Origin of the sequence: Cellulosimicrobium sp. E-16 (assembly GCF_049913115.1) — a bacterium.
In the GTDB taxonomy this organism is placed as follows: Bacteria; Actinomycetota; Actinomycetes; order Actinomycetales; family Cellulomonadaceae; genus Cellulosimicrobium.
This window is the reverse complement of record NZ_CP183974.1, coordinates 2,848,608-2,866,398: the sequence shown is the minus strand read 5'-3', so window position 1 is coordinate 2,866,398 and position 17,791 is coordinate 2,848,608. Positions and strand designations below refer to the sequence as shown.

Here is a 17,791-nt window from a genome sequence, read left to right as displayed (position 1 = left end):
TGCCGCCATGACCGTCGCGCCCGACCCGAGCACCGGCACGTCGACCGAGCCGGAGGCAGACGGCGCCGCGCACCCGACGCTCGGCCGCGTCGTGCGGACCCTGGACGAGCTGTACCCGCCGTCGACGGCGGAGGCCTGGGACGCCGTCGGGCTCGTGGCCGGGGACCCGGGCGCGCCCGTGCGCAAGGTGCTGTTCGCCGTCGACCCGGTCGAGGAGGTCGCGGACGAGGCGCTCGCGTGGGGCGCGGACCTCCTGGTCACGCACCACCCGCTGTTCCTGCGACCCGTGCACTCGGTCGCGGCGACGACGTTCAAGGGCTCGCTCGTGCACCGGCTCATCCGGGGCGGGTGCGCGCTGTACGTCGCGCACACGAACGCCGACGCCGCGGAGCGCGGCGTCGCCGACGCGCTCGCGGACGCGCTCGACCTGCTGCACCGCGTGCCGCTCGTCGCCCACCCGGCACCGGCGCCGCACGAGGCCGCCACGACCGGGACGGGCCGGGTCGGGCGCCTCGCGGAGCCGATGACCCTGCGCGGCTTCGCGCAGCGCGTCGCCGAGGTCCTGCCCCCGACCGTGCAGGGCGTGCGCGTCGCGGGTGACCTCGACGCGACCGTGGAGTCTGTCGCGGTCGTCGGCGGGTCGGGCGACTCGCTGTTCGACGCCGTCCGCGCGAGCGGCGCCGACGTCTACCTCACGTCCGACCTGCGCCACCACCCGGTCTCCGAGCTGCGCGAGCGCGCGCGGCTCGAGGGCGACGGCGACGCGGGCACGCCCTTCCTCGTCGACGTGCCGCACTACGCGTCCGAGTGGCCGTGGCTCCGCTACGCTGCCGAGGACCTCGCGCGCGCCCTCGCGCACGCGCAGCCGGGGACGGCCGTCGAGGCGCGCGTGAGCACGCTCGTCACCGACCCGTGGACCGCACGGATCGCGTCGGCGCTCGCCGAGCCGCCCTCGGACCCGCGCTCCGACCGGCCCGACCCCGACGCCCCGCCCGCCTGACGCCCCGACCCTGCACGCCGGCCCCGCACGGGGCCCACGAAAGGAACCACCTGTGGCCACTGCACCGCCCGCCGACCAGCTCCGCCTGCTCGACGTCCAGGAGCTCGACACGCGGGCGCAGCAGCTCGCGCACCAGCGCAAGAACCTGCCCGAGCACGCGCGCATCGCCGAGCTCGACGCCCAGATCGCTGACCTGCGCGGCAAGCTCGTCGAGTCGCGCACGGCGGTGAGCGACCTCAAGCGCGAGCTCACCAAGGCGGAGACCGACGTCGAGCAGGTGCGCACGCGCGCCGCGCGCGACCAGTCGCGGCTCGACTCGGGGCAGGTCGGGGCCAAGGACGCCCAGGCGCTCGTCGCGGAGCTCGAGTCCCTCGCCCGGCGCCAGGGCGTGCTCGAGGAGGTCGAGCTCGACGTCATGGAGCGGCTCGAGGCGCACGAGGAAGCGCTCGCGAAGCTCGAGTCCGCGAACGCGGAGCTGGAGGCCGCGAAGGCCGAGGTCGTGGCCGCGCGGGACGCGCGCTACACCGAGCTCGACGCCGAGGCGGGCCAGGTCGCAAGCAAGCGCACCGACGCCGTCGCGGGGCTCGACGCCGGGCTCCTCGCCCTGTACGAGCGCGTGCGCGACCAGAACGGCGGTCGGGGCGTCGTCGCGCTGCGCGGCCAGCACGTCGACGGGCTCAACGTGTCGCTGAGCCCGGCCGAGCTCGCGGCGATCACGTCCGCCGCTCCCGACCAGGTGGTGCGGCTCGAGGACTACGGCCACATCGTCGTGCGGCCGGAGGGCGCCGGCGCGTGAGCGCGGTCGGTCGGCGGCACCTCGTCGTCGAGGCCGACGGCGGGTCGCGGGGGAACCCCGGCCCGGCGGGATTCGGCGCGCTCGTGCGCGACGGGGAGAGCGGTCAGGTCCTCGCCGAGCGCGCCGCGTTCCTCGGGACGACGACGAACAACGTCGCCGAGTACTCCGGCCTCGTCGCCGGGCTGCGCGCCGCGGCCGAGATCGACCCGGACGCGCAGGTCACCGTGCGGATGGACTCGCGGCTCGTCGTCGAGCAGATGTCCGGGCGCTGGCAGATCAAGCACGACGACATGCGCCGCCTCGCCGCCGAGGCCGCCGCGGTGCTGCCCGCCGGGCAGGTCGCGTACGAGTGGGTGCCGCGCGCGCAGAACTCCGCGGCGGACGCGCTCGCGAACGAGGCGATGGACACGGCAGGGACGGTCCTGCGCGACTACCCGCCCGACGGCGCCGCGCCGGGTTCCGGCGACGACGAGCCCGACCCCGCCACGGACGACCCTCCCGCCGACGTCCCGGGCGAGTCGGCCGCGTTCGACACGCCCGCCCGCCCGTCGGGCGCGGCGGTCCGGTTCGACGACGCGCCCGCCCTCACGGTCGTGCTCGTGCGGCACGGGCAGACGCCGCTCACCGTGGCGGTCGCGTTCAGCGGGTCGTCCGTGCCGGGCCCGTCTCTCACGGCGCGCGGCCGCACGCAGGCCGCACAGGCCGCCGACCTCGTGTTCCGGGTCGGGCGCCAGGCCTGGCCCGACCTGCCGCGGCCGACCGCGATCGTCGCCTCGCCCATGGTGCGCGCGCAGGAGACGGCGCGCGCGGTCGGCCGCCGGCTCGGCGTCCACGTCACGACGGACGACCGGTTCGCCGAGGTCGACTTCGGGGAGTGGGAGGGGCTCACGGCCGCGGAGGTCGACGCCGCGTGGCCGGGCCGCCTGCACGCCTGGCACACGACCGGCACGACGGCGGCCCCGGGCGGCGAGTCGTACGCGGACGTCGGCGCGCGCGTCTGGCACGGGCTCCAGCACCTCGTCGAGACGCTCCTTCCGGCCACGGCCACGGCCACGGGCGCGGGCACGGGAGCGGGTGCGGCACCGGCCGGACGCACGGCGGTCGTCGTCGGCCACGCGGTGCAGGTGCGCGCCGCGATCGGCACCGCGATCGGCGCGCCGCCGTCGCAGTGGTCGCGCGTGCGCGTGCCCCCGGCGTCGGTGAGCATCCTGCGCCTGTGGGCCGACGGCACGAGCGAGCTCACCGCCCAGGGCGTCCCGAGCGACCTCTGACGTCGTTCCTCCGCGAGGTAGAACCTCCGGTCGCGAGGTAGAGCTCCGCGCGTTCTACCTCGAAGCACCGGGTTCTACCTCGCGGCGGGAGTCCGGCGCCGTTGCGGAGGGTTCACTTCTTTCGCGGCTTCTTCACCTTGGCGGGTTCCGCGAGGGCGTGCTCGACGGCCGTCGCGACCCACGCGTCGAGCTCGTCGGCGTCGGCGACGCGTCCGCCGTCGACGAGGATCATCCCCGTCATCGCGCGACCGCCCATCTCCATGACGGCCCCGCCGCGCTCGAGCGCCGCGGCCACGCCGTCCTTGCCGACCCGCACCATGAGGTCGTCCCGGGTGACGCCGAGCGCCATGTGGGTGTTGACGAGGAACGCGATCCCGCCGAACATCTTCCGCTCGTCGAACGGGGCGCGCGGCCCCAGGGCGACGCGGATCCGCTCGGCGAGGTCCTCGCTGTAGACCATGGGTCCACTGTGGACCTCGTCCCGCCCGGCCGCAGCGGGGGCGAGCCCGGGGCTCAGTCGATCGCTCGGGCGATCGCTCAGGCGATGACGAGCTCGAGCGTGCGCGGGCCGCTGCGGGTCGTGGCGTCGTGCAGCGTGGCCTCGATCAGTCGGTAGCTGAGCCCGGTGCCGACCTCGGTGCCGATCACGGTGTCGACGAGCTCGCCTGCGGCGTCCAGCAGCCCGGCGGCCGAGGACGGCGGCGCTGCCTCTCGGCGCAGCAGGTGCCCGGCGAGCACGCCCCGCGTGTGCTTCGCGTTGTGCGAGACGACCGTGCGCTTTCCCGCGTGCTCGCGCACCACGCGGACGGCGACCCAGTCGGCCGAGCGCGGCCCGGAGACCGCGGGCTTCCACGCGCCGACGTACGTCGCCGACCGGCCGTCGACGACGACGTCCCCGGCCGCGCGCTCGTCGAGCACGGGGCCCAGGTGCGGACGCCACGCGGTGGCGAGCCTCCCGATGCCCGGCAGGTCGACCGCCATGGAGAGCCGGTACGCCGGGACCCGGTCGGCGGGGGAGAGAGCGCCCCACAGCGCGGACACGACGCGGACGTCCTCGCGCGCCCGCCGCGCGGCCTCGCCGCCGGACGCGAGCGCGCCCCCGAGGTCGGCGGCGCCGTAGAGCACGCCCGTGTAGACGTCGGCCGCGGACCCTGCCGGCGCCGTCCGCAGGACCGTGTTGCGCCGCACCTCCTCGGTCAGCCCCGGCGTCGTGCCGAGGACGTCGTGCGCGTCCGGGCGCGCGCTCGCTGCCGCGAGCGCGTCGAGGACCTGCGCGCGGTGCGCGGTGAGGGCGGGAGAGCTGAGCGAGCCGAGGTCGACCGGCGCGGCGCCGTCGGGCGCGGGGGTCTTGCCCTCGGACGGGGGGAGCAGCACGAGCACGCGGCCACTCTACGAGCGGTCGCCGCGTCGTCGCGGCGGGTGACCGGGGACGACGGCGTGGGGTGCGTCACGGCTACGCTCGCCCGATGGCCCAGGTGAAGATCTACGGACGGCGCAGCGTGTGGGGCGAGCGGCGTGCGGAGGTGTCCGACGCGCTGCACGACGCGCTCGTGCGCACGTGGCAGCTCCCGGCCGACAAGCGGTTCCACCGGTTCCTGCTCCTGGACGACGACGACCTGGTCGCCCCGCGCTCGGACGCCTACCTCGTCGTCGAGGTCGTGTGCTTCACGGGCCGCACGCGCGAGGCGAAGCGGGCGCTGATCGCGGCGCTGTACGACGACGTCGTGCCCGCCCTCGGCCTGACCCCGGACGACGTGGAGCTCGTGATCCTCGAGAGCCCGCGCGAGAACTGGGGCATCCGCGGGGTCAGCGGCGACGAGCTCGCGCTGTCGTACCGCGTCGACGTCTGACACCGACCCCAGAACCTTCCCGCGCCTCAGACGGCGGGGGACGGCCCCGTGCCCGGTGCGCGGCGACTCATCCCGCCTCGGCGACGACCGCCAGCACCGCGTCGCCGTACCGGGCGAGCTTGTTCTCGCCGACGCCGCTCACGAGCGCGAGCCCGTCGAGCGAGCCCGGCCGGGCGGTCGCGATCCCGCGGAGCGTCGCATCCCCGAACACGATGTACGCGGGCACGCCCTGGGTCTTCGCCTCGCCCGCCCGCCAGGCACGCAGCGCCTCGAAGAGCGGGACGTCGGCCTCGGCCAGCTCAGCGGCGGCGGCCCCCTTCCGTGCCTTGGGCGCACGCACCGGACGAGCCGGCTCGTGCCGCATCCGGACCTCGCGCCGCTGCGCCAGGACCTCCCCGCTCCCCGCGGTGAGCACGAGCGTCCCGTGCACCCCCTCGACGGTGAGCAGCCCCTGGGCGAGCAGCTGGCGCACCACGGCCCGCCACTCGTTCTCGGCCAGGTCCCTCCCGACCCCGAACACCGACAGCTCCTGGTGCCGGAACCGTCGGACCTTCTCCGTGTCCCTGCCGAGGAGGATGTCGACGACCTGCCCGACGCCGAAGCTCTGCCCGCGTTCGCGATCCAGACGGAACACCGTCGAGAGCACCTTCTGCGCGGCGACCGTCCCGTCCCAGGCCTCGGGCGGGGCCTGACACGTGTCGCACGACCCGCAGCCCCCCGGGTGCTCCTGCCCGAAGTAGGCGAGGAGCTGGGCGCGGCGGCACTCGACGGTCTCGCAGAGGGCGAGCATCGCGTTCAGGTGCTGGCCCAGGTTGCGCCGGTGCGCGGCATCGCCGTCGGACGTCTCGATGAGCTTGCGCTGCTGGACGACGTCGGCGAGACCGTAGGCCAGCCAGGCGGTGGACGGTAGCCCGTCACGCCCGGCGCGCCCCGTCTCCTGGTAGTACCCCTCGACGGACTTGGGCAGGTCGAGGTGCGCGACGAACCGCACGTCGGGCTTGTCGATGCCCATGCCGAAGGCGATCGTCGCGACCATGACCAGGCCGTCCTCGCGCAGGAACCGGGACTGGTTCGCGGCGCGCACCGACGCGGGGAGGCCCGCGTGGTAGGGCAGCGCCTGGATCCCGTTCTCGACGAGCGTCGCGGCGGTCTTCTCCACCGACGCGCGCGAGAGGCAGTAGACGATCCCCGCGTCCCCGGCGTGCTCGGTGCGCAGCAGGTCGAGCAGCTGCTTCTCCGGCCGGTCCTTGGGCACGATCCGGTAGGTGATGTTGGGCCGGTCGAAGCTGGAGACGAAGTGCCGCGCGGCCTCCAGGTCGAGGCGCTGGGCGATCTCGGACCGCGTGGCCGCGGTCGCCGTCGCCGTCAGCGCGATGCGCGGGACAGCAGGCCAGCGCTGGTGCAGCACCGACAGCTCGAGGTAGTCGGGCCGGAAGTCGTGACCCCACTGGGACACGCAGTGCGCCTCGTCGATCGCGAACAGCGCGATCTGCGTCCTGTCGAGCAGGTCGAGGGTGGCGCGGCTCCGGAGCCCTTCCGGTGCCACGTAGAGCAGGTCGAGCTCACCCGCCGCGAGCGCGCGCTCCACGGCGCGGCGGTCCTCGAAGGACAAGGTGGAGTTGAGGAACGCCGCGCGGACGCCGAGCGCCGCGAGGGCGTCCACCTGGTCCTGCATGAGGGCGATGAGCGGTGACACCACGACGCCGGTCCCGGCGCGGACCAGGGCGGGGATCTGGTAGCACAGGGACTTGCCCCCGCCGGTGGGCATGAGCACCAGGGCGTCGCCGCCACCGACGACCGTGTCGATGACGGCGGCCTGCTCGCTCCGGAACGAGTCGTACCCGAAGACCCGCCGGAGCACGTCGAGAGCTGGGTCGGTCGCAGTCGCTGTGGCCACCCGGGCACCCTACCGACGAGATCCGACACGACGGTCCCGGGACATCGACTCTCTGCGCCGAGGCGCCCCGTCACGGACGGTGGAGCTCGGCGGGCAGGTCGTCGCGGTGGCGGACGGCGAGGGACGTCACCGCGCGGGTCAGGCAGACGTACAGCCGCCTCAGGCCCGTGACCCGGTCGGGCTCGCCCTGGACGACGCCCTCCGGGTCGTCCAGCACGACGTGGTCGAACTCCAGCCCCTTCGCGAGCGACGCGGGCACGAGGTCGAGGCGCGCGTCGAACTCGACCGTGCCCGCGTCGTCCGTCGCCTCGCCGACGACCGCGAACGGGAGGCCGGCGTGGGTCAGCCCCCTGCGCGCGGCCTCCGCGCCGCCGTCGGGCACGATGAGCCCGACCGACCCCTCCCGGGCGAGCGCCGTGCGGACCAGGTCCTCGAGCGGCCCCGTGGTGAGGACGAGCTCGCCCCGCGCCCGGCGGACGGCGACGGGCGGAGCGAGGTCCGGCGCGATCGAGGGCAGCAGGCGGGCCGCGTACTCGATGACGTCGCCGGGGACGCGGAAGCCGGCGGTGAGCTGCTCCACGTGGCCGTCGGGCTTGCCGAGGTGCGTCAGCGCGTCGTTCCACGAGGAGACGCCCCAGGGCGTCGTCGCCTGGGCCAGGTCGCCCAGCACCGTCAGGGAGCCGGTGCGCGCCCGGCGTCCGAGCGCACGCAGCATCATCGGCGACAGGTCCTGCGCCTCGTCCACCACGACGTGCGCGACCGACGCGCCGCGCGTCAGCAGGTCCGCGACCTCGTCGAGCAGGACGAGGTCGGCCAGGGTCCAGCGGGCCGTGCCCGGCGTCCGCGAAGGTCGGGCCGGGCGCAGCAGCTCCTGCTCGGCGGCCGTGAGGACGGCGTCGGCGCTCGCGGCGAGGAACGCAGGGTCGACGAGGAGCCGGTGCAGCAGCGCCGGCGGCGTGACCTTCGGCCACAGCGCCGCGGTGTACTCCCGGACCGGGCGGGTGCGCGCGAGCGCGTCCCAGGCCCGCTCGTCGAGCGCCTCGCCGGACTCCTCGATCTGCACGAGGATCCGGTGCGCGAGCGCGTGGCGCAGGTGGTCGCGACCGGCGTCGAAGCGCGGCTCCCGGCCGACCACCTGCGCCACCGACTCGCGTGCTTCGTGCGTGGCGACGCGCCAGCGGCGCGCACCGCGCGGCAGCACCAGCGCCTCGGACGGCTCGACGAGGTGCGACCACACGGCGCGTCGGAGCACCTCGGCCATGCGCCCGTCGCCCTTGAGCCGGGCGACGTCCGCGGGCTCCGTCCCGCGCAGGCGGCCGTGCGCCGAGACGATCTCCTCGACGGTGGTCTGGGTCGCGTCGACCTCGCCGAGGGCGGGCAGGACGTCGCGGATGTACCGCAGGAAGCTCGCGTTGGGCCCCACCACGGTCATGCCGGCGCGGCTCACCCGCTCCCGGTGGGAGTAGAGCAGGTACGCGGCGCGGTGCAGCCCGACGGCGGTCTTGCCGGTGCCGGGCGCCCCCTGCACGACGACGGTCCGGTCGAGCCCGCTGCGCACGATGACGTCCTGCTCGGGCTGGATGGTGGCGACGATGTCGCGCATCGGCCCGGTACGGGGCCGCTCGATCTCGGCCTCGAGGATCGCGGAGGGCTCCGCGCCGGGCCCCGTGGCGGTGAGCGTCTCGTCCTCGAAGCCGGTGAGGGCACCCCGCTGGAAGCCGTAGCGGCGGCGGGCGGTGACGCCCATCGGCTCGGTGCGGGTGGCGCGGTAGAAGGGCGTGCTCACCGGGGCGCGCCAGTCGACGACGAGCGGGTCGCCCTCGGGGTCGGAGACGTGACGGCGCCCGATGTGGAAGACCTCGGCGGGCTCGTGGTCCACGCCGTCGAGGTCGATGCGTCCGAAGAAGAGCGGGACCTCGGGGTCGTCGGCGAGCTGGGCGAGCCGACGGGCGAGCGCCGCCTCGAGGTACTCGGCGCTGACCCGGTCTCCCGCGAGCGCGTCGAGCGACCCGGCCTGCTCGCGCATGCGGGCGAGCTGCGTGCGAGCGTTCGCCAGGAACTCCTGCTCCCGTGCGAGCTCGCCCGAGGTGTCCCCGGCAGGTGCCGCGGTCCAGGCGTCGGGGGCGGACGGTACGGCGGGGGCGGGCACGACAGACCTCCGGGAGCCGGCATCGAGGGGTGGGCCATCCTACGGGGCAGCACCCTCCCCGTGGACCGGTCGCTGGTTCGACGAGTCGCGAGGGAGCGGTAACCTTTCCGGTGCGGACGAGTCGGTCGGACGGTCGCGTCGAGGGGCCTCGGCCCCTCGCCGAGGAACGTCCGGGCTCCGAAGGGCAAGGTGGTGGGTAACGCCCACCCGGGGTGACCCGCGGGACAGTGCCACAGAGAACAGACCGCCGCGTCAGGCAGGGCTCCGGCTCCGCCCGGCGTGGTAAGGGTGAAACGGTGGTGTAAGAGACCACCAGCGGACCGGGTGACCGGTCCGGCTCGGTAAACCCCACCTGGAGCAAGGTCAGACAGACTGTGTCTGAGGGCTGCCCGCCCGATTCTCCACGGAGAAGCACAGTCGGGTAGACCGCTCGAGCCCTGCGGCGACGCAGGGCCTAGATGGATGACCGTCGCCCGCGCGAGGGTGACCTCGCGCGGGAACAGAACCCGGCGTACAGACCGGCTCGTCCGCCCGCCTCTCCCGGCACGACCGGGAGGACGGACCCCGTCCTACTCGTGCCGAGGAGCACCATGTCGCACCACGACTCGCACACGCCTCCGCTCGCCTACGTCATCGCCGGGTCGGAGGCGACCGGCGGCGCCGGGATCCAGGCCGACCTCAAGACGTTCCAGGAGCTCGGCGCGTACGGCGTCGGCACGCTCACGTGCATCGTCTCGTTCGACCCGGAGAACGACTGGGGCCACCGGTTCGTCGCCGTCGACCCCCAGGTCATCGCGGACCAGTTCGAGGCGGCGACGGTCACGCACGAGCCGTCGGTCGTGAAGATCGGCATGCTCGGCACGCCCGCGACGATCGACGTCGTGGCGGAGTCGCTGCGCTCGCGCACGTGGGAGCACGTCGTGCTCGACCCGGTCCTCATCTGCAAGGGCCAGGAGCCGGGCGCGGCGCTCGACACGGACACCGCGCTGCGCGCTCAGATCCTCCCGCTCGCGACCGTCGTGACGCCCAACCTCTTCGAGACCCGCACGCTCGCGGGGGTCGAGTCGATCGAGACGGTCGAGGAGCTCGTCGAGGCGGCGCGCAAGGTCCAGGCGCTCGGCCCGCGCGCCGTCGTCGCGAAGGGCGGCGTCGAGCTGCCCGGCCCGGACGCGGTCGACGTGCTGGTCGACGGCGACGAGGTCCACGTGCTGCGCACGCCGAAGATCGGCGAGGAGCGCGTGAGCGGCGCGGGCTGCACGTTCGCCGCCGCGATCACCGCGGAGCTCGCCAAGGGCGCGTCGGTGCTCGACGCCGCGCGCGTCGCCAAGGACGTCGTCACCGCCTCGATCGAGGACCGCGTGGCGTCGAACGCGCCGTTCGACGCGGTCCGCGTCGGCGCGCGCCGCTGACGGCAGCCGGTCGGGGGGTCGCGGGCTGCGACCCCCTGTCGACCGGCGCTCGACCGACGATCACCCCTCGGACGCCTTCACGTCCCCTGACGGTCAAGGAATACTCTCGTCACCGTGAACGACCTCTCCCCTTCGGAACTGTCCCCGTCGCCGGGTGCTGCCGACGGCCCTGACCGGGCCGCCGCCGACGTCTCCGACGACACCGGGCACGCGGGGCGCGGCCTCGCCCGCCACGACGTGCCTGCCCCGCTGCGCGACGACGTCCGCCTGCTCGGCGGTCTGCTCGGCACCGTGCTCCGCGAGACGGGCGGCCAGGACCTGCTCGACGACGTCGAGCGCCTGCGCGAGCTGTCCATCCGCGCGTACGACGACCCGTCCGGCTCCGTGCTGGCCGAGGCGGAGACCCTCGTCGAGGGCCTCTCCATGGCCCGCGCCGAGCAGGTGGCCCGTGCCTTCACGTGCTACTTCCACCTCGCGAACCTCGCGGAGGAGTACCACCGCGTGCGCGTCCTGCGCGAGCGCGAGGCCGAGTTCGCGACCCGCGCGACGACGCCCGACGACTCCCTCCCGGAGGCGTTCGAGCAGCTCGTCGGCGAGGTGGGCCGCGAGGAGGCGCTGCGTCGTCTCCGCCGCCTCGAGTTCCGCCCGGTGCTCACGGCGCACCCGACCGAGGCCCGCCGTCGTGCGGTGTCCGGCGCGGTCCGCCGCATCGCGACCCTGCTCGACGAGCGGGACGCGCAGCGCCTCGGCGGCACGTCGCTCGCGGAGAACGAGCGCCGCCTGCTGGCCGAGATCGACACGATGTGGCGCACCGCCCCCATCCGCGAGCACAAGCCGTCCGTCCTCGACGAGGTCAAGACGGCGCTCGGCGTGTTCGACGCGACGATGTTCGACACGTTCCCCACCGTCTACCGGCGCCTCGACGACTGGCTGCTCGGCGACGAGGCGGGCCGCGAGGAGCCGCTCGTGCGGCCGTTCGTCAGCCTCGGCACGTGGATCGGCGGCGACCGCGACGGCAACCCGAACGTCACGGCCGAGGTCACGCGCCAGGCCGCCGCGATCGCGGCGGACCACGCGCTCGCCGCGCTCGAGCAGCAGACGCGCCTCGTGGGGCGCAAGCTCACGCTCGACCAGGACGGCACGCCGCCGTCGGACGGGCTGCGCGCCCTGTGGGAGCGGCAGCGCCGGCTCTCGGAGGCCGTCACGGTCGCCGCGTCCGAGGCGTCCCCGCGCGAGCCGCACCGCGCGGTGCTGCTGGTCGTGGCGGACCGGATCGCCGCGACGCGCGCCCGCAACGCGGACCTCGCGTACCCGTCCGCCGAGCAGCTCGAGTCCGACCTGCGCGTCGTCCAGGAGTCGCTCGTCGCCGCGGGCGCGCCGCGCGCCGCGTACGGGGACCTCCAGCAGCTCGTCTGGCAGGTGGAGACGTTCGGCTTCCACCTCGCGGAGCTCGAGGTGCGTCAGCACTCCCAGGTCCACGAGGGTGCGCTCGCCGAGATCGCGGAGAAGGGCCTGCGCGGCGACCTCTCCGACCGCACGCGCGAGGTGCTCGACACGTTCCGCGCGCTGGGCGCGGTCCAGCAGCGGTACGGCATCCGTGCCGCGCGCCGCTACATCGTGTCGTTCACGCAGAAGCCGGAGCACCTCGCGGCGGTGTACCAGCTCGCGGAGCTCGCGTTCGAGGGCTCCGACGAGGCGCCGGTCGTCGACGCGATCCCGCTGTTCGAGACGTTCGCCGACCTCCGGGCGAGCGTCGACATCCTCGAGTCGATGCTCACGCTGCCCCAGGTGCAGCGCCGGCTGGCCGAGAACGGTCGCCGCGTCGAGGTCATGCTCGGCTACTCGGACTCGTCGAAGGACGTCGGGCCGGTGTCCGCGACGCTCGCCCTCCACGACGCCCAGAGCCGCATCGCGCAGTGGGCCGAGCGCCACGACATCACCCTCACGCTCTTCCACGGCCGCGGCGGCGCCCTCGGCCGCGGGGGCGGCCCGGCGAACCGCGCGGTGCTCGCCCAGCCCCCGGGCTCGGTCGACGGACGGTTCAAGCTCACCGAGCAGGGCGAGGTCATCCTCGCGCGCTACGGCGACCCGACCATCGCGTCGCGTCACATCGAGCAGGTCGCCGCGGCGACCCTGCTCGCGTCGGCGCCGTCGACCGAGAAGCGCAACGCCGAGGCGACCGAGCGGTACCGCGACCTGGCGGCCGCGCTCGACGAGTCGTCGCGCCGCCGGTTCCACGAGCTCGTGCGCGCGGACGGGTTCCCGCAGTGGTTCTCCCAGGTGACGCCGCTCGAGGAGGTCGGCCTCCTGCCGATCGGCTCGCGACCGGCCCGCCGCGGCCTGTCCGTCTCCTCGCTCGACGACCTGCGGGCCATCCCGTGGGTGTTCTCGTGGTCGCAGGCCCGCATCAACCTCGCAGGCTGGTACGGGCTCGGGACGGCGCTGAAGGAGTTCGGCGACCTCGAGCTGCTGCGCGAGGCGCACCGCGAGTGGCCGCTCTTCGCGACCCTCCTCGACAACGTCGAGATGTCGCTCGCCAAGACGGACGAGCGCATCGCCGAGCGCTATCTCGCGCTCGGCGAGCGCGACGACCTCGCGCAGGCGATCCTCGACGAGCTGCGCCTCACGCGCGAGCAGGTCCTCGCGGTCACGGAGAACGCGTGGCCGCTCGCCGGCCGCCGGGTGCTGGGCCGCGCGGTCCAGCTCCGCAGCCCGTACGTCGACGCGCTCTCGCTGCTCCAGGTCCGCGCGCTGCGGGGTCTGCGCTCCGGCGCGGAGGGTCCGGTCAAGGACGAGCTCCAGCACCTCCTGCTGCTCACCGTGAACGGTGTCGCCGCCGGCCTGCAGAACACCGGCTGACGCCCCGCGGCCCCGTCACGACGGCCGCCACGCCGACCCGGCACCGGGTCCCGTGGCGGCCGTCGCCGTCTGGACACCCGTCCAACTGTTGAATGAATCCTCAACGATCGCTCCGGGGAACGATGTCGAGACCGCCCTGGGTAAAGTCTTCGCCAGAGGCCTACCAGCCAGCGGCATCCGTGGGGTACGCTGGCGACGTCCGATCACGCCGGAGCCTTCTCGTCGCCCGATGACGTACGACAGCAGGCCTCGACCGATCGACAGCGTCAGGCAGGTGGCGCGTACTCGTCGGGGTGGGCGAGGCAGGGGCAGGACGAAGGGCGGGGCAGTGTTGGTGCAGGAGCTGGAGCGGAGCGACGTCGAGTCGGGAACGGGCGGCATCCGGCTGCTCGAGGAGCCCGAGGCGAGCGTCGTGGACATGTGGGGCGAGATCGACGTCGCCCTCCGCAGCGAGGCGAGCGCCGCGCTGGCGAACGCGCTCGAACGGGACGTCCCCGTGGTGATCGACACGTCCAAGGTGACGTTCATGGACTCCACGGGCATCGCGTTCCTCGTGCAGTTCTACACGATCGGCTCCGAGGAGGGGCTGTCCGTGACGCTGCGCAACCCGCCCACGGTCGTCACCGACGTCCTCGAGATGCTCGGCGTCATCGACATCTTCGGCACCGAGCGGCACGAGGTCACCACGAGCTGACCTCCGGTCGCGGTCCGACCCGGGGCGGCCACGTGGCGCGCCCCGCGTCGGTCAGCGTGCGTCCGCCGCGAGCGACGCCGCGCCCACGATGCCGGCCGCGTTGCGGAGCCGGGCCGGGACGATCGGTGCCCGCAGGTGCAGCAGCGGCAGGAAGTGCTCGTGCTTCTTGCTCACGCCGCCGCCCACGACGATGAGGTCGGGCGAGAACAGGTCCTCCACGACACCGAAGTAGCGCTGCAGACGCTCGGCCCACTGCGCCCAGTCCAGGTCCTCGCGATCCCGCGCGGCGTCCGAGGCGCGCGTCTCGGCGTCGTACCCGTCGATCTCGAGGTGCCCGAGCTCGGTGTTCGGGAGCAGGTGGCCGTCGACGACGATCGCGCTGCCGATCCCCGTGCCGAGCGTCGCGACGAGCACGACCCCGTCCGCCTCGCGGGCGGCGCCGTACCTGACCTCGCCGATCCCGGCGGCGTCGGCGTCGTTGACCGCGACGACGTGGCGCCCGGTCTCGCGCGCGACGAGCGCGGGCAGGTCGACGCCGGTCCACGACTGGTCGAGGTTGGCGATGAACCGCACGACGCCGTGCTGGAGCGGCGCGGGGAACGCGACGCCGATCGGCACGTCCGGCGGGAGGTCGTACTCGCCCACGAGCTCGGCGATCACCTCGGCGACGGCCTGCGGCGTCGACGGCTGCGGCGTCGGGATCCGGTGCCGCTCCTGCGCGAACTCGCCGGTCGCGAGGTCGACGGGAGCGCCCTTGATGCCGCTGCCGCCGACGTCGATGCCGAACGCGGTGCGGGGGCGGCCGGTCTGCGCCGGAGGCGCGGCGTGAGAGTCCTGGTGAGCGTTCATGGCAGTGTGAGGATCTCCGCTCCGTCGTCGGTCACCAGCAGCGTGTGCTCGAACTGCGCGGTCCGCGAGGCGTCCGCGGTGACTACCGTCCACCCGTCGTCCCACATCCGCCACTCGGACGTGCCGAGCGTGAGCATGGGCTCGATGGTGAAGACCATCCCGGGCTCGACGACGGTCGCGTGGTCGGGCGCGGCGTCGTAGTGCGGTACCACGAGGCCCGAGTGGAACGCGCGCCCGACCCCGTGCCCCGTGTACTCGCGCACGACCCCGTACCCGAACCGGGCGGCGTAGCGCTCGATGACGCGACCGACCACGTTGACCTGGCGGCCGGGGGCGACGGCCTTGATGCCGCGGGCGAGCGCCTCGCGCGTGCGCTCAACGAGGAGCGCGGACTCCTCGTCGACCTCGCCGACCGTGAAGGTGGCGTTGGTGTCGCCGTGCACGCCCCCGACGTACGCCGTGATGTCGACGTTGACGATGTCGCCCTCGACGAGCACGGTCGAGTCGGGGATCCCGTGGCACACGACCTCGTTGAGGGACGTGCAGAGCGACTTGGGGAACCCGCGGTAGCCCAGCGTCGACGGGTACGCGCCGTGGTCGAGGAGGAACTCGTGCCCGACGCGGTCGAGCTCGTCGGTCGTCACGCCGGGCGCGACGTGACGCCCGACCTCCACGAGCGCCTGCGCCGCGATCCGCGACGCGGCCCGGATCCGCTCGATCGTCTCCGTGTCGTTGACCTCGCTCCCGGTGAACGGCCGCGGGCCGGGCCGCCCGACGTACTCGGGGCGCTCGATCGACGCCGGCACCGCGCGCACCGGTCCGACGACGCCCGGCACGAGCGGGCCGCGACGTCCCGGGGGTGGGGGAGCGACGGCGTCGGGCGAGGTGGGGGACGGCGTGGGGCTCATGGCGGCCAGTCTACGAACGTGCGGCGTCGTGGACGGCCGGGCGGGCCCAGATGGGGGAGGATCGGGTCATGAGCACCGGATCACGCTTCACCGACGACGGCGAGCCCGCGGCCGAGGACGGGTACTACTTCGACACCCGCACGGGCGAGGTGCACCGCGGCCCGAGCGGCTCGTGGTCGCACCGCATGGGCCCGTACCCGACCCGTGAGGCCGCGCAGAAGGCGCTGGAGACCGCGCGCGAGCGGTCGGACGCCTGGGACGAGGAAGACCGCCGCGAGCGCGGCGAGTGACCCACGCCCCTCCGCCCGGCCCGCGCCGGGTCTGGTCGGGGCGCCTCGGCCTGCTCCTCGCGGGGCTCGCCGTCGGCGCGCTGACCTTCCTCGTCGCGCTCCAGGTCCGCGCCGGGACCGGGGGAGCCCCGACGACGCTCTCCCCGTCCGACGAGGCCGTCGCCTCGGCGCCCGAGCCGGAGGCGACGACCGCGTCCCCAGACCCCACCGTCACGGAGACCGGGCCGCCGCCCCCGCTCGCCGGCGTCACGGTCGCCGTCGACCCCGGGCACAACGGCGGCAACGGGGCGAACCCGCTCACGGTCAACGCGCCCGTCCCCGACGGGCGGGGCGACACCAAGGCGTGCAACACGGTGGGCGCGTCCACGGACGCGGGCTACCCCGAGCACGCGTTCACGTGGGACGTGAGCAGCCGCCTCGCGGAGGGGCTCACCGAGCTCGGCGCCGTCGTCGTGCTCACGCGGCCTGACGACGCGGGCGTGGGGCCGTGCGTCGACGCGCGCGGCCGCTTCCCCCAGGAGAACGACGCCGACGTCCTCGTCTCGATCCACGCCAACGGCACCGAGGACCGGAGCGCGCACGGGTTCTTCGCGATCGTCTCCGACCCGCCCGTCGTCGAGGCCCAGGGAGAGCCCAGCGTCGCGCTCGCCCACGAGCTCGTGGCGGCATTGACCACGGCCGGGTTCGCGCCGTCGTCCTCGGTCGGCGCGGACGACGGCCCGATCCAACGCCGCGCCGACCTCGCGACGCTCAACCACGCCGAGCGGCCCGTGGTCATGCTCGAGCTGGGGGAGATGCGCAACCCCGACGAGGCCGCCGTCATGGAGTCCGAGGAGGGTCGCCAGCGCTACGCCGACGCCCTCGCCGCGGGGATCACGGCCTGGGTGGCCGACGGCGGCGCGGACGCCGGCTGACCGCCACCACGCCGCCCGGCAAGCCCGGGAGGTCAGCGCGCGAAGCTGTGCGCGTCGTCGGGGAACGTCCCGCCGCGCACGTCCGCGGCGTAGTCGGCCGCCGCCTGGCCGAGCGCCGCGCCGATCTCCGCGTACCGCTTGGCGAAGCGCGGCGACCAGTCCGTCATGCCGGCCATGTCCGTCCACACGAGCACCTGGCCGTCGCACGCGGCGCCCGCGCCGATGCCGATCGTGGGGATGCGCAGGATCTCGGTGATCCGCGCGGCGACCTCGACCGGCACCATCTCGAGCACGACGGCGACGGCGCCCGCCTCGGCCACCGCGAGGGCGTCCTCGCTGAGCCGCTCGGCCGCGTCGTCGCCCCGGCCCTGGACGCGCGGCCCGCCGAGCGCGTTCTCGGACTGCGGCGTGAAGCCGAGGTGGCCCACGACGGGGATGCCGGCGTCGGTCAGCGCGCGGATCTGCGCGGCGATGCGGCGTCCGCCCTCGAGCTTGACCGCGTTCACGCCGGTCTCCTTGAGGAACCGCACGCCCGTCGCGAGCGCCTGCTCCGCGCTCGCCTCGTACGACCCGAAGGGCAGGTCGACGACCGTGAACGCGCGGCGCGCGGCGCGTGCGACGGCGCGGGCCGGGGGGATCAGGTCGTCGACCGTGACGGGGAGCGTCGTGGCGTGCCCGTGCATCGTGTTGCCGATCGAGTCGCCGACCAGCAGCATGTCGATCCCGGCGTCGTCGAAGATGCGCGCGGTCACCGCGTCGTACGCCGTGAGCATCGTGATCTTCTCGCCGCGCGCCTTCGCCTCGGCGAGGTGGTGCACGCGGACGCGGCGCGGTCCCGTGCCCCCGGTCGTGGCGGGCTCGGGGGCGGTGTGAGCAGACATGACGGCCTTTCCTGGGTGCGGGGT

The 17,791-nt window shown here is 74.7% G+C and carries 16 protein-coding genes and 1 other RNA gene; 10 read left to right on the top strand and 7 right to left on the bottom strand.

The annotated features are described in order from the left end of the window. Positions 1-7 precede the first annotated feature (7 nt). From ACN9MS_RS12720 to ACN9MS_RS12710, 3 genes are read left to right on the top strand one after another with little or no spacing between them, the layout of a single operon-like run. Complete coding sequence (locus ACN9MS_RS12720; RefSeq protein ID WP_426308924.1) at positions 8-1,000, top strand: Nif3-like dinuclear metal center hexameric protein; 993 nt, start codon at positions 8-10, stop codon at positions 998-1,000. Between the two features lie 52 nt (positions 1,001-1,052). After that, entirely contained in the window at positions 1,053-1,796 is a 744-nt protein-coding gene (locus ACN9MS_RS12715; RefSeq protein ID WP_426308923.1) for a zinc ribbon domain-containing protein, read from the top strand. Further along, the gene (locus ACN9MS_RS12710; protein WP_426308922.1) at positions 1,793-3,067 is read left to right on the top strand and encodes a bifunctional RNase H/acid phosphatase; all 1,275 of its coding nucleotides are present in this window, start codon (positions 1,793-1,795) and stop codon (positions 3,065-3,067) included. Before ACN9MS_RS12715 ends, ACN9MS_RS12710 begins: the two co-directional genes overlap by 4 nt. Positions 3,068-3,179: 112 nt before the next feature. Here ACN9MS_RS12710 and ACN9MS_RS12705 read toward each other — a convergent pair whose 3' ends face one another. Then, on the bottom strand, positions 3,180-3,527 hold the full coding sequence (locus ACN9MS_RS12705; protein ID WP_426308921.1) for a TfoX/Sxy family protein: 348 nt from the start codon (positions 3,525-3,527) through the stop codon (positions 3,180-3,182). A 77-nt stretch (positions 3,528-3,604) separates the two neighbouring features. Beyond that, a complete protein-coding gene (locus tag ACN9MS_RS12700; protein WP_426308920.1) occupies positions 3,605-4,447 on the bottom strand; it encodes a YaaA family protein in 843 nt (280 codons plus the stop codon). Positions 4,448-4,533: 86 nt separating this feature from the next. Between ACN9MS_RS12700 and ACN9MS_RS12695 the strand changes: the two genes are divergently transcribed. Continuing rightward, the gene (locus tag ACN9MS_RS12695) at positions 4,534-4,917 is read left to right on the top strand and encodes a tautomerase family protein (RefSeq protein ID WP_378232328.1); all 384 of its coding nucleotides are present in this window, start codon (positions 4,534-4,536) and stop codon (positions 4,915-4,917) included. Positions 4,918-4,984: 67 nt separating this feature from the next. Here the strand turns inward: ACN9MS_RS12695 and recQ are convergent, their stop codons facing one another. Both recQ and ACN9MS_RS12685 read right to left on the bottom strand, forming a co-directional pair. Beyond that, positions 4,985-6,814: a DNA helicase RecQ gene (gene recQ / locus ACN9MS_RS12690; RefSeq protein WP_426308919.1), complete on the bottom strand. Its 1,830-nt coding sequence runs from the start codon at positions 6,812-6,814 to the stop codon at positions 4,985-4,987. A gap of 70 nt (positions 6,815-6,884) precedes the next feature. Next, positions 6,885-8,963, bottom strand: coding sequence for a HelD family protein (locus ACN9MS_RS12685; RefSeq protein ID WP_426308918.1), 2,079 nt, complete (start codon positions 8,961-8,963; stop codon positions 6,885-6,887). A 117-nt stretch (positions 8,964-9,080) separates the two neighbouring features. Between ACN9MS_RS12685 and rnpB the strand changes: the two genes are divergently transcribed. The 4 genes from rnpB to ACN9MS_RS12665 all read left to right on the top strand — a co-directional run bounded on the left by rnpB (position 9,081) and on the right by ACN9MS_RS12665 (position 13,925). Next, positions 9,081-9,493, top strand: an RNA gene (gene rnpB, locus ACN9MS_RS12680) — RNase P RNA component class A. 60 nt (positions 9,494-9,553) lie between these two features. After that, entirely contained in the window at positions 9,554-10,372 is an 819-nt protein-coding gene (thiD, locus tag ACN9MS_RS12675) for a bifunctional hydroxymethylpyrimidine kinase/phosphomethylpyrimidine kinase (protein ID WP_426308917.1), read from the top strand. Between the two features lie 237 nt (positions 10,373-10,609). Beyond that, the gene (locus ACN9MS_RS12670; RefSeq protein WP_426311893.1) at positions 10,610-13,231 is read left to right on the top strand and encodes a phosphoenolpyruvate carboxylase; all 2,622 of its coding nucleotides are present in this window, start codon (positions 10,610-10,612) and stop codon (positions 13,229-13,231) included. Positions 13,232-13,559: 328 nt separating this feature from the next. After that, positions 13,560-13,925 carry an STAS domain-containing protein gene (locus ACN9MS_RS12665; protein WP_378232321.1) on the top strand — a complete coding sequence of 122 codons (366 nt, stop codon included), beginning with the start codon at positions 13,560-13,562 and terminating at the stop codon, positions 13,923-13,925. A gap of 51 nt (positions 13,926-13,976) precedes the next feature. Here ACN9MS_RS12665 and ppgK read toward each other — a convergent pair whose 3' ends face one another. Together ppgK and map are read right to left on the bottom strand one after the other, a co-directional pair. Next, positions 13,977-14,774 carry a polyphosphate--glucose phosphotransferase gene (ppgK, locus tag ACN9MS_RS12660; RefSeq protein WP_426308916.1) on the bottom strand — a complete coding sequence of 266 codons (798 nt, stop codon included), beginning with the start codon at positions 14,772-14,774 and terminating at the stop codon, positions 13,977-13,979. After that, on the bottom strand, positions 14,771-15,682 hold the full coding sequence (gene map, locus ACN9MS_RS12655; RefSeq protein ID WP_426308915.1) for a type I methionyl aminopeptidase: 912 nt from the start codon (positions 15,680-15,682) through the stop codon (positions 14,771-14,773). Before map ends, ppgK begins: the two co-directional genes overlap by 4 nt. Positions 15,683-15,750: 68 nt before the next feature. Between map and ACN9MS_RS12650 the strand changes: the two genes are divergently transcribed. Together ACN9MS_RS12650 and ACN9MS_RS12645 are read left to right on the top strand one after the other, a co-directional pair. Then, a complete protein-coding gene (locus tag ACN9MS_RS12650; RefSeq protein ID WP_378232318.1) occupies positions 15,751-15,972 on the top strand; it encodes an SPOR domain-containing protein in 222 nt (73 codons plus the stop codon). Further along, positions 15,969-16,886, top strand: a complete 918-nt coding sequence (locus ACN9MS_RS12645) for an N-acetylmuramoyl-L-alanine amidase (protein ID WP_426308914.1) — start codon at positions 15,969-15,971, stop codon at positions 16,884-16,886. Before ACN9MS_RS12650 ends, ACN9MS_RS12645 begins: the two co-directional genes overlap by 4 nt. A 32-nt stretch (positions 16,887-16,918) precedes the next feature. Here ACN9MS_RS12645 and panB read toward each other — a convergent pair whose 3' ends face one another. Then, positions 16,919-17,767, bottom strand: coding sequence for a 3-methyl-2-oxobutanoate hydroxymethyltransferase (gene panB / locus ACN9MS_RS12640; RefSeq protein WP_047233947.1), 849 nt, complete (start codon positions 17,765-17,767; stop codon positions 16,919-16,921). Positions 17,768-17,791: the final 24 nt, after the last annotated feature.

Coding starts and splice junctions, on each gene's coding strand:
- ACN9MS_RS12720 (WP_426308924.1), top strand. CDS start 8: ATGACCGTCGCGCCCGACCCGAGCACCGGCACGTCGACCGAGCCGGAG.
- ACN9MS_RS12705 (WP_426308921.1), bottom strand. CDS start 3,527: ATGGTCTACAGCGAGGACCTCGCCGAGCGGATCCGCGTCGCCCTGGGG.
- ACN9MS_RS12695 (WP_378232328.1), top strand. CDS start 4,534: ATGGCCCAGGTGAAGATCTACGGACGGCGCAGCGTGTGGGGCGAGCGG.
- thiD (WP_426308917.1), top strand. CDS start 9,554: ATGTCGCACCACGACTCGCACACGCCTCCGCTCGCCTACGTCATCGCC.
- ppgK (WP_426308916.1), bottom strand. CDS start 14,774: ATGAACGCTCACCAGGACTCTCACGCCGCGCCTCCGGCGCAGACCGGC.
- map (WP_426308915.1), bottom strand. CDS start 15,682: ATGAGCCCCACGCCGTCCCCCACCTCGCCCGACGCCGTCGCTCCCCCA.
- ACN9MS_RS12650 (WP_378232318.1), top strand. CDS start 15,751: ATGAGCACCGGATCACGCTTCACCGACGACGGCGAGCCCGCGGCCGAG.
- panB (WP_047233947.1), bottom strand. CDS start 17,767: ATGTCTGCTCACACCGCCCCCGAGCCCGCCACGACCGGGGGCACGGGA.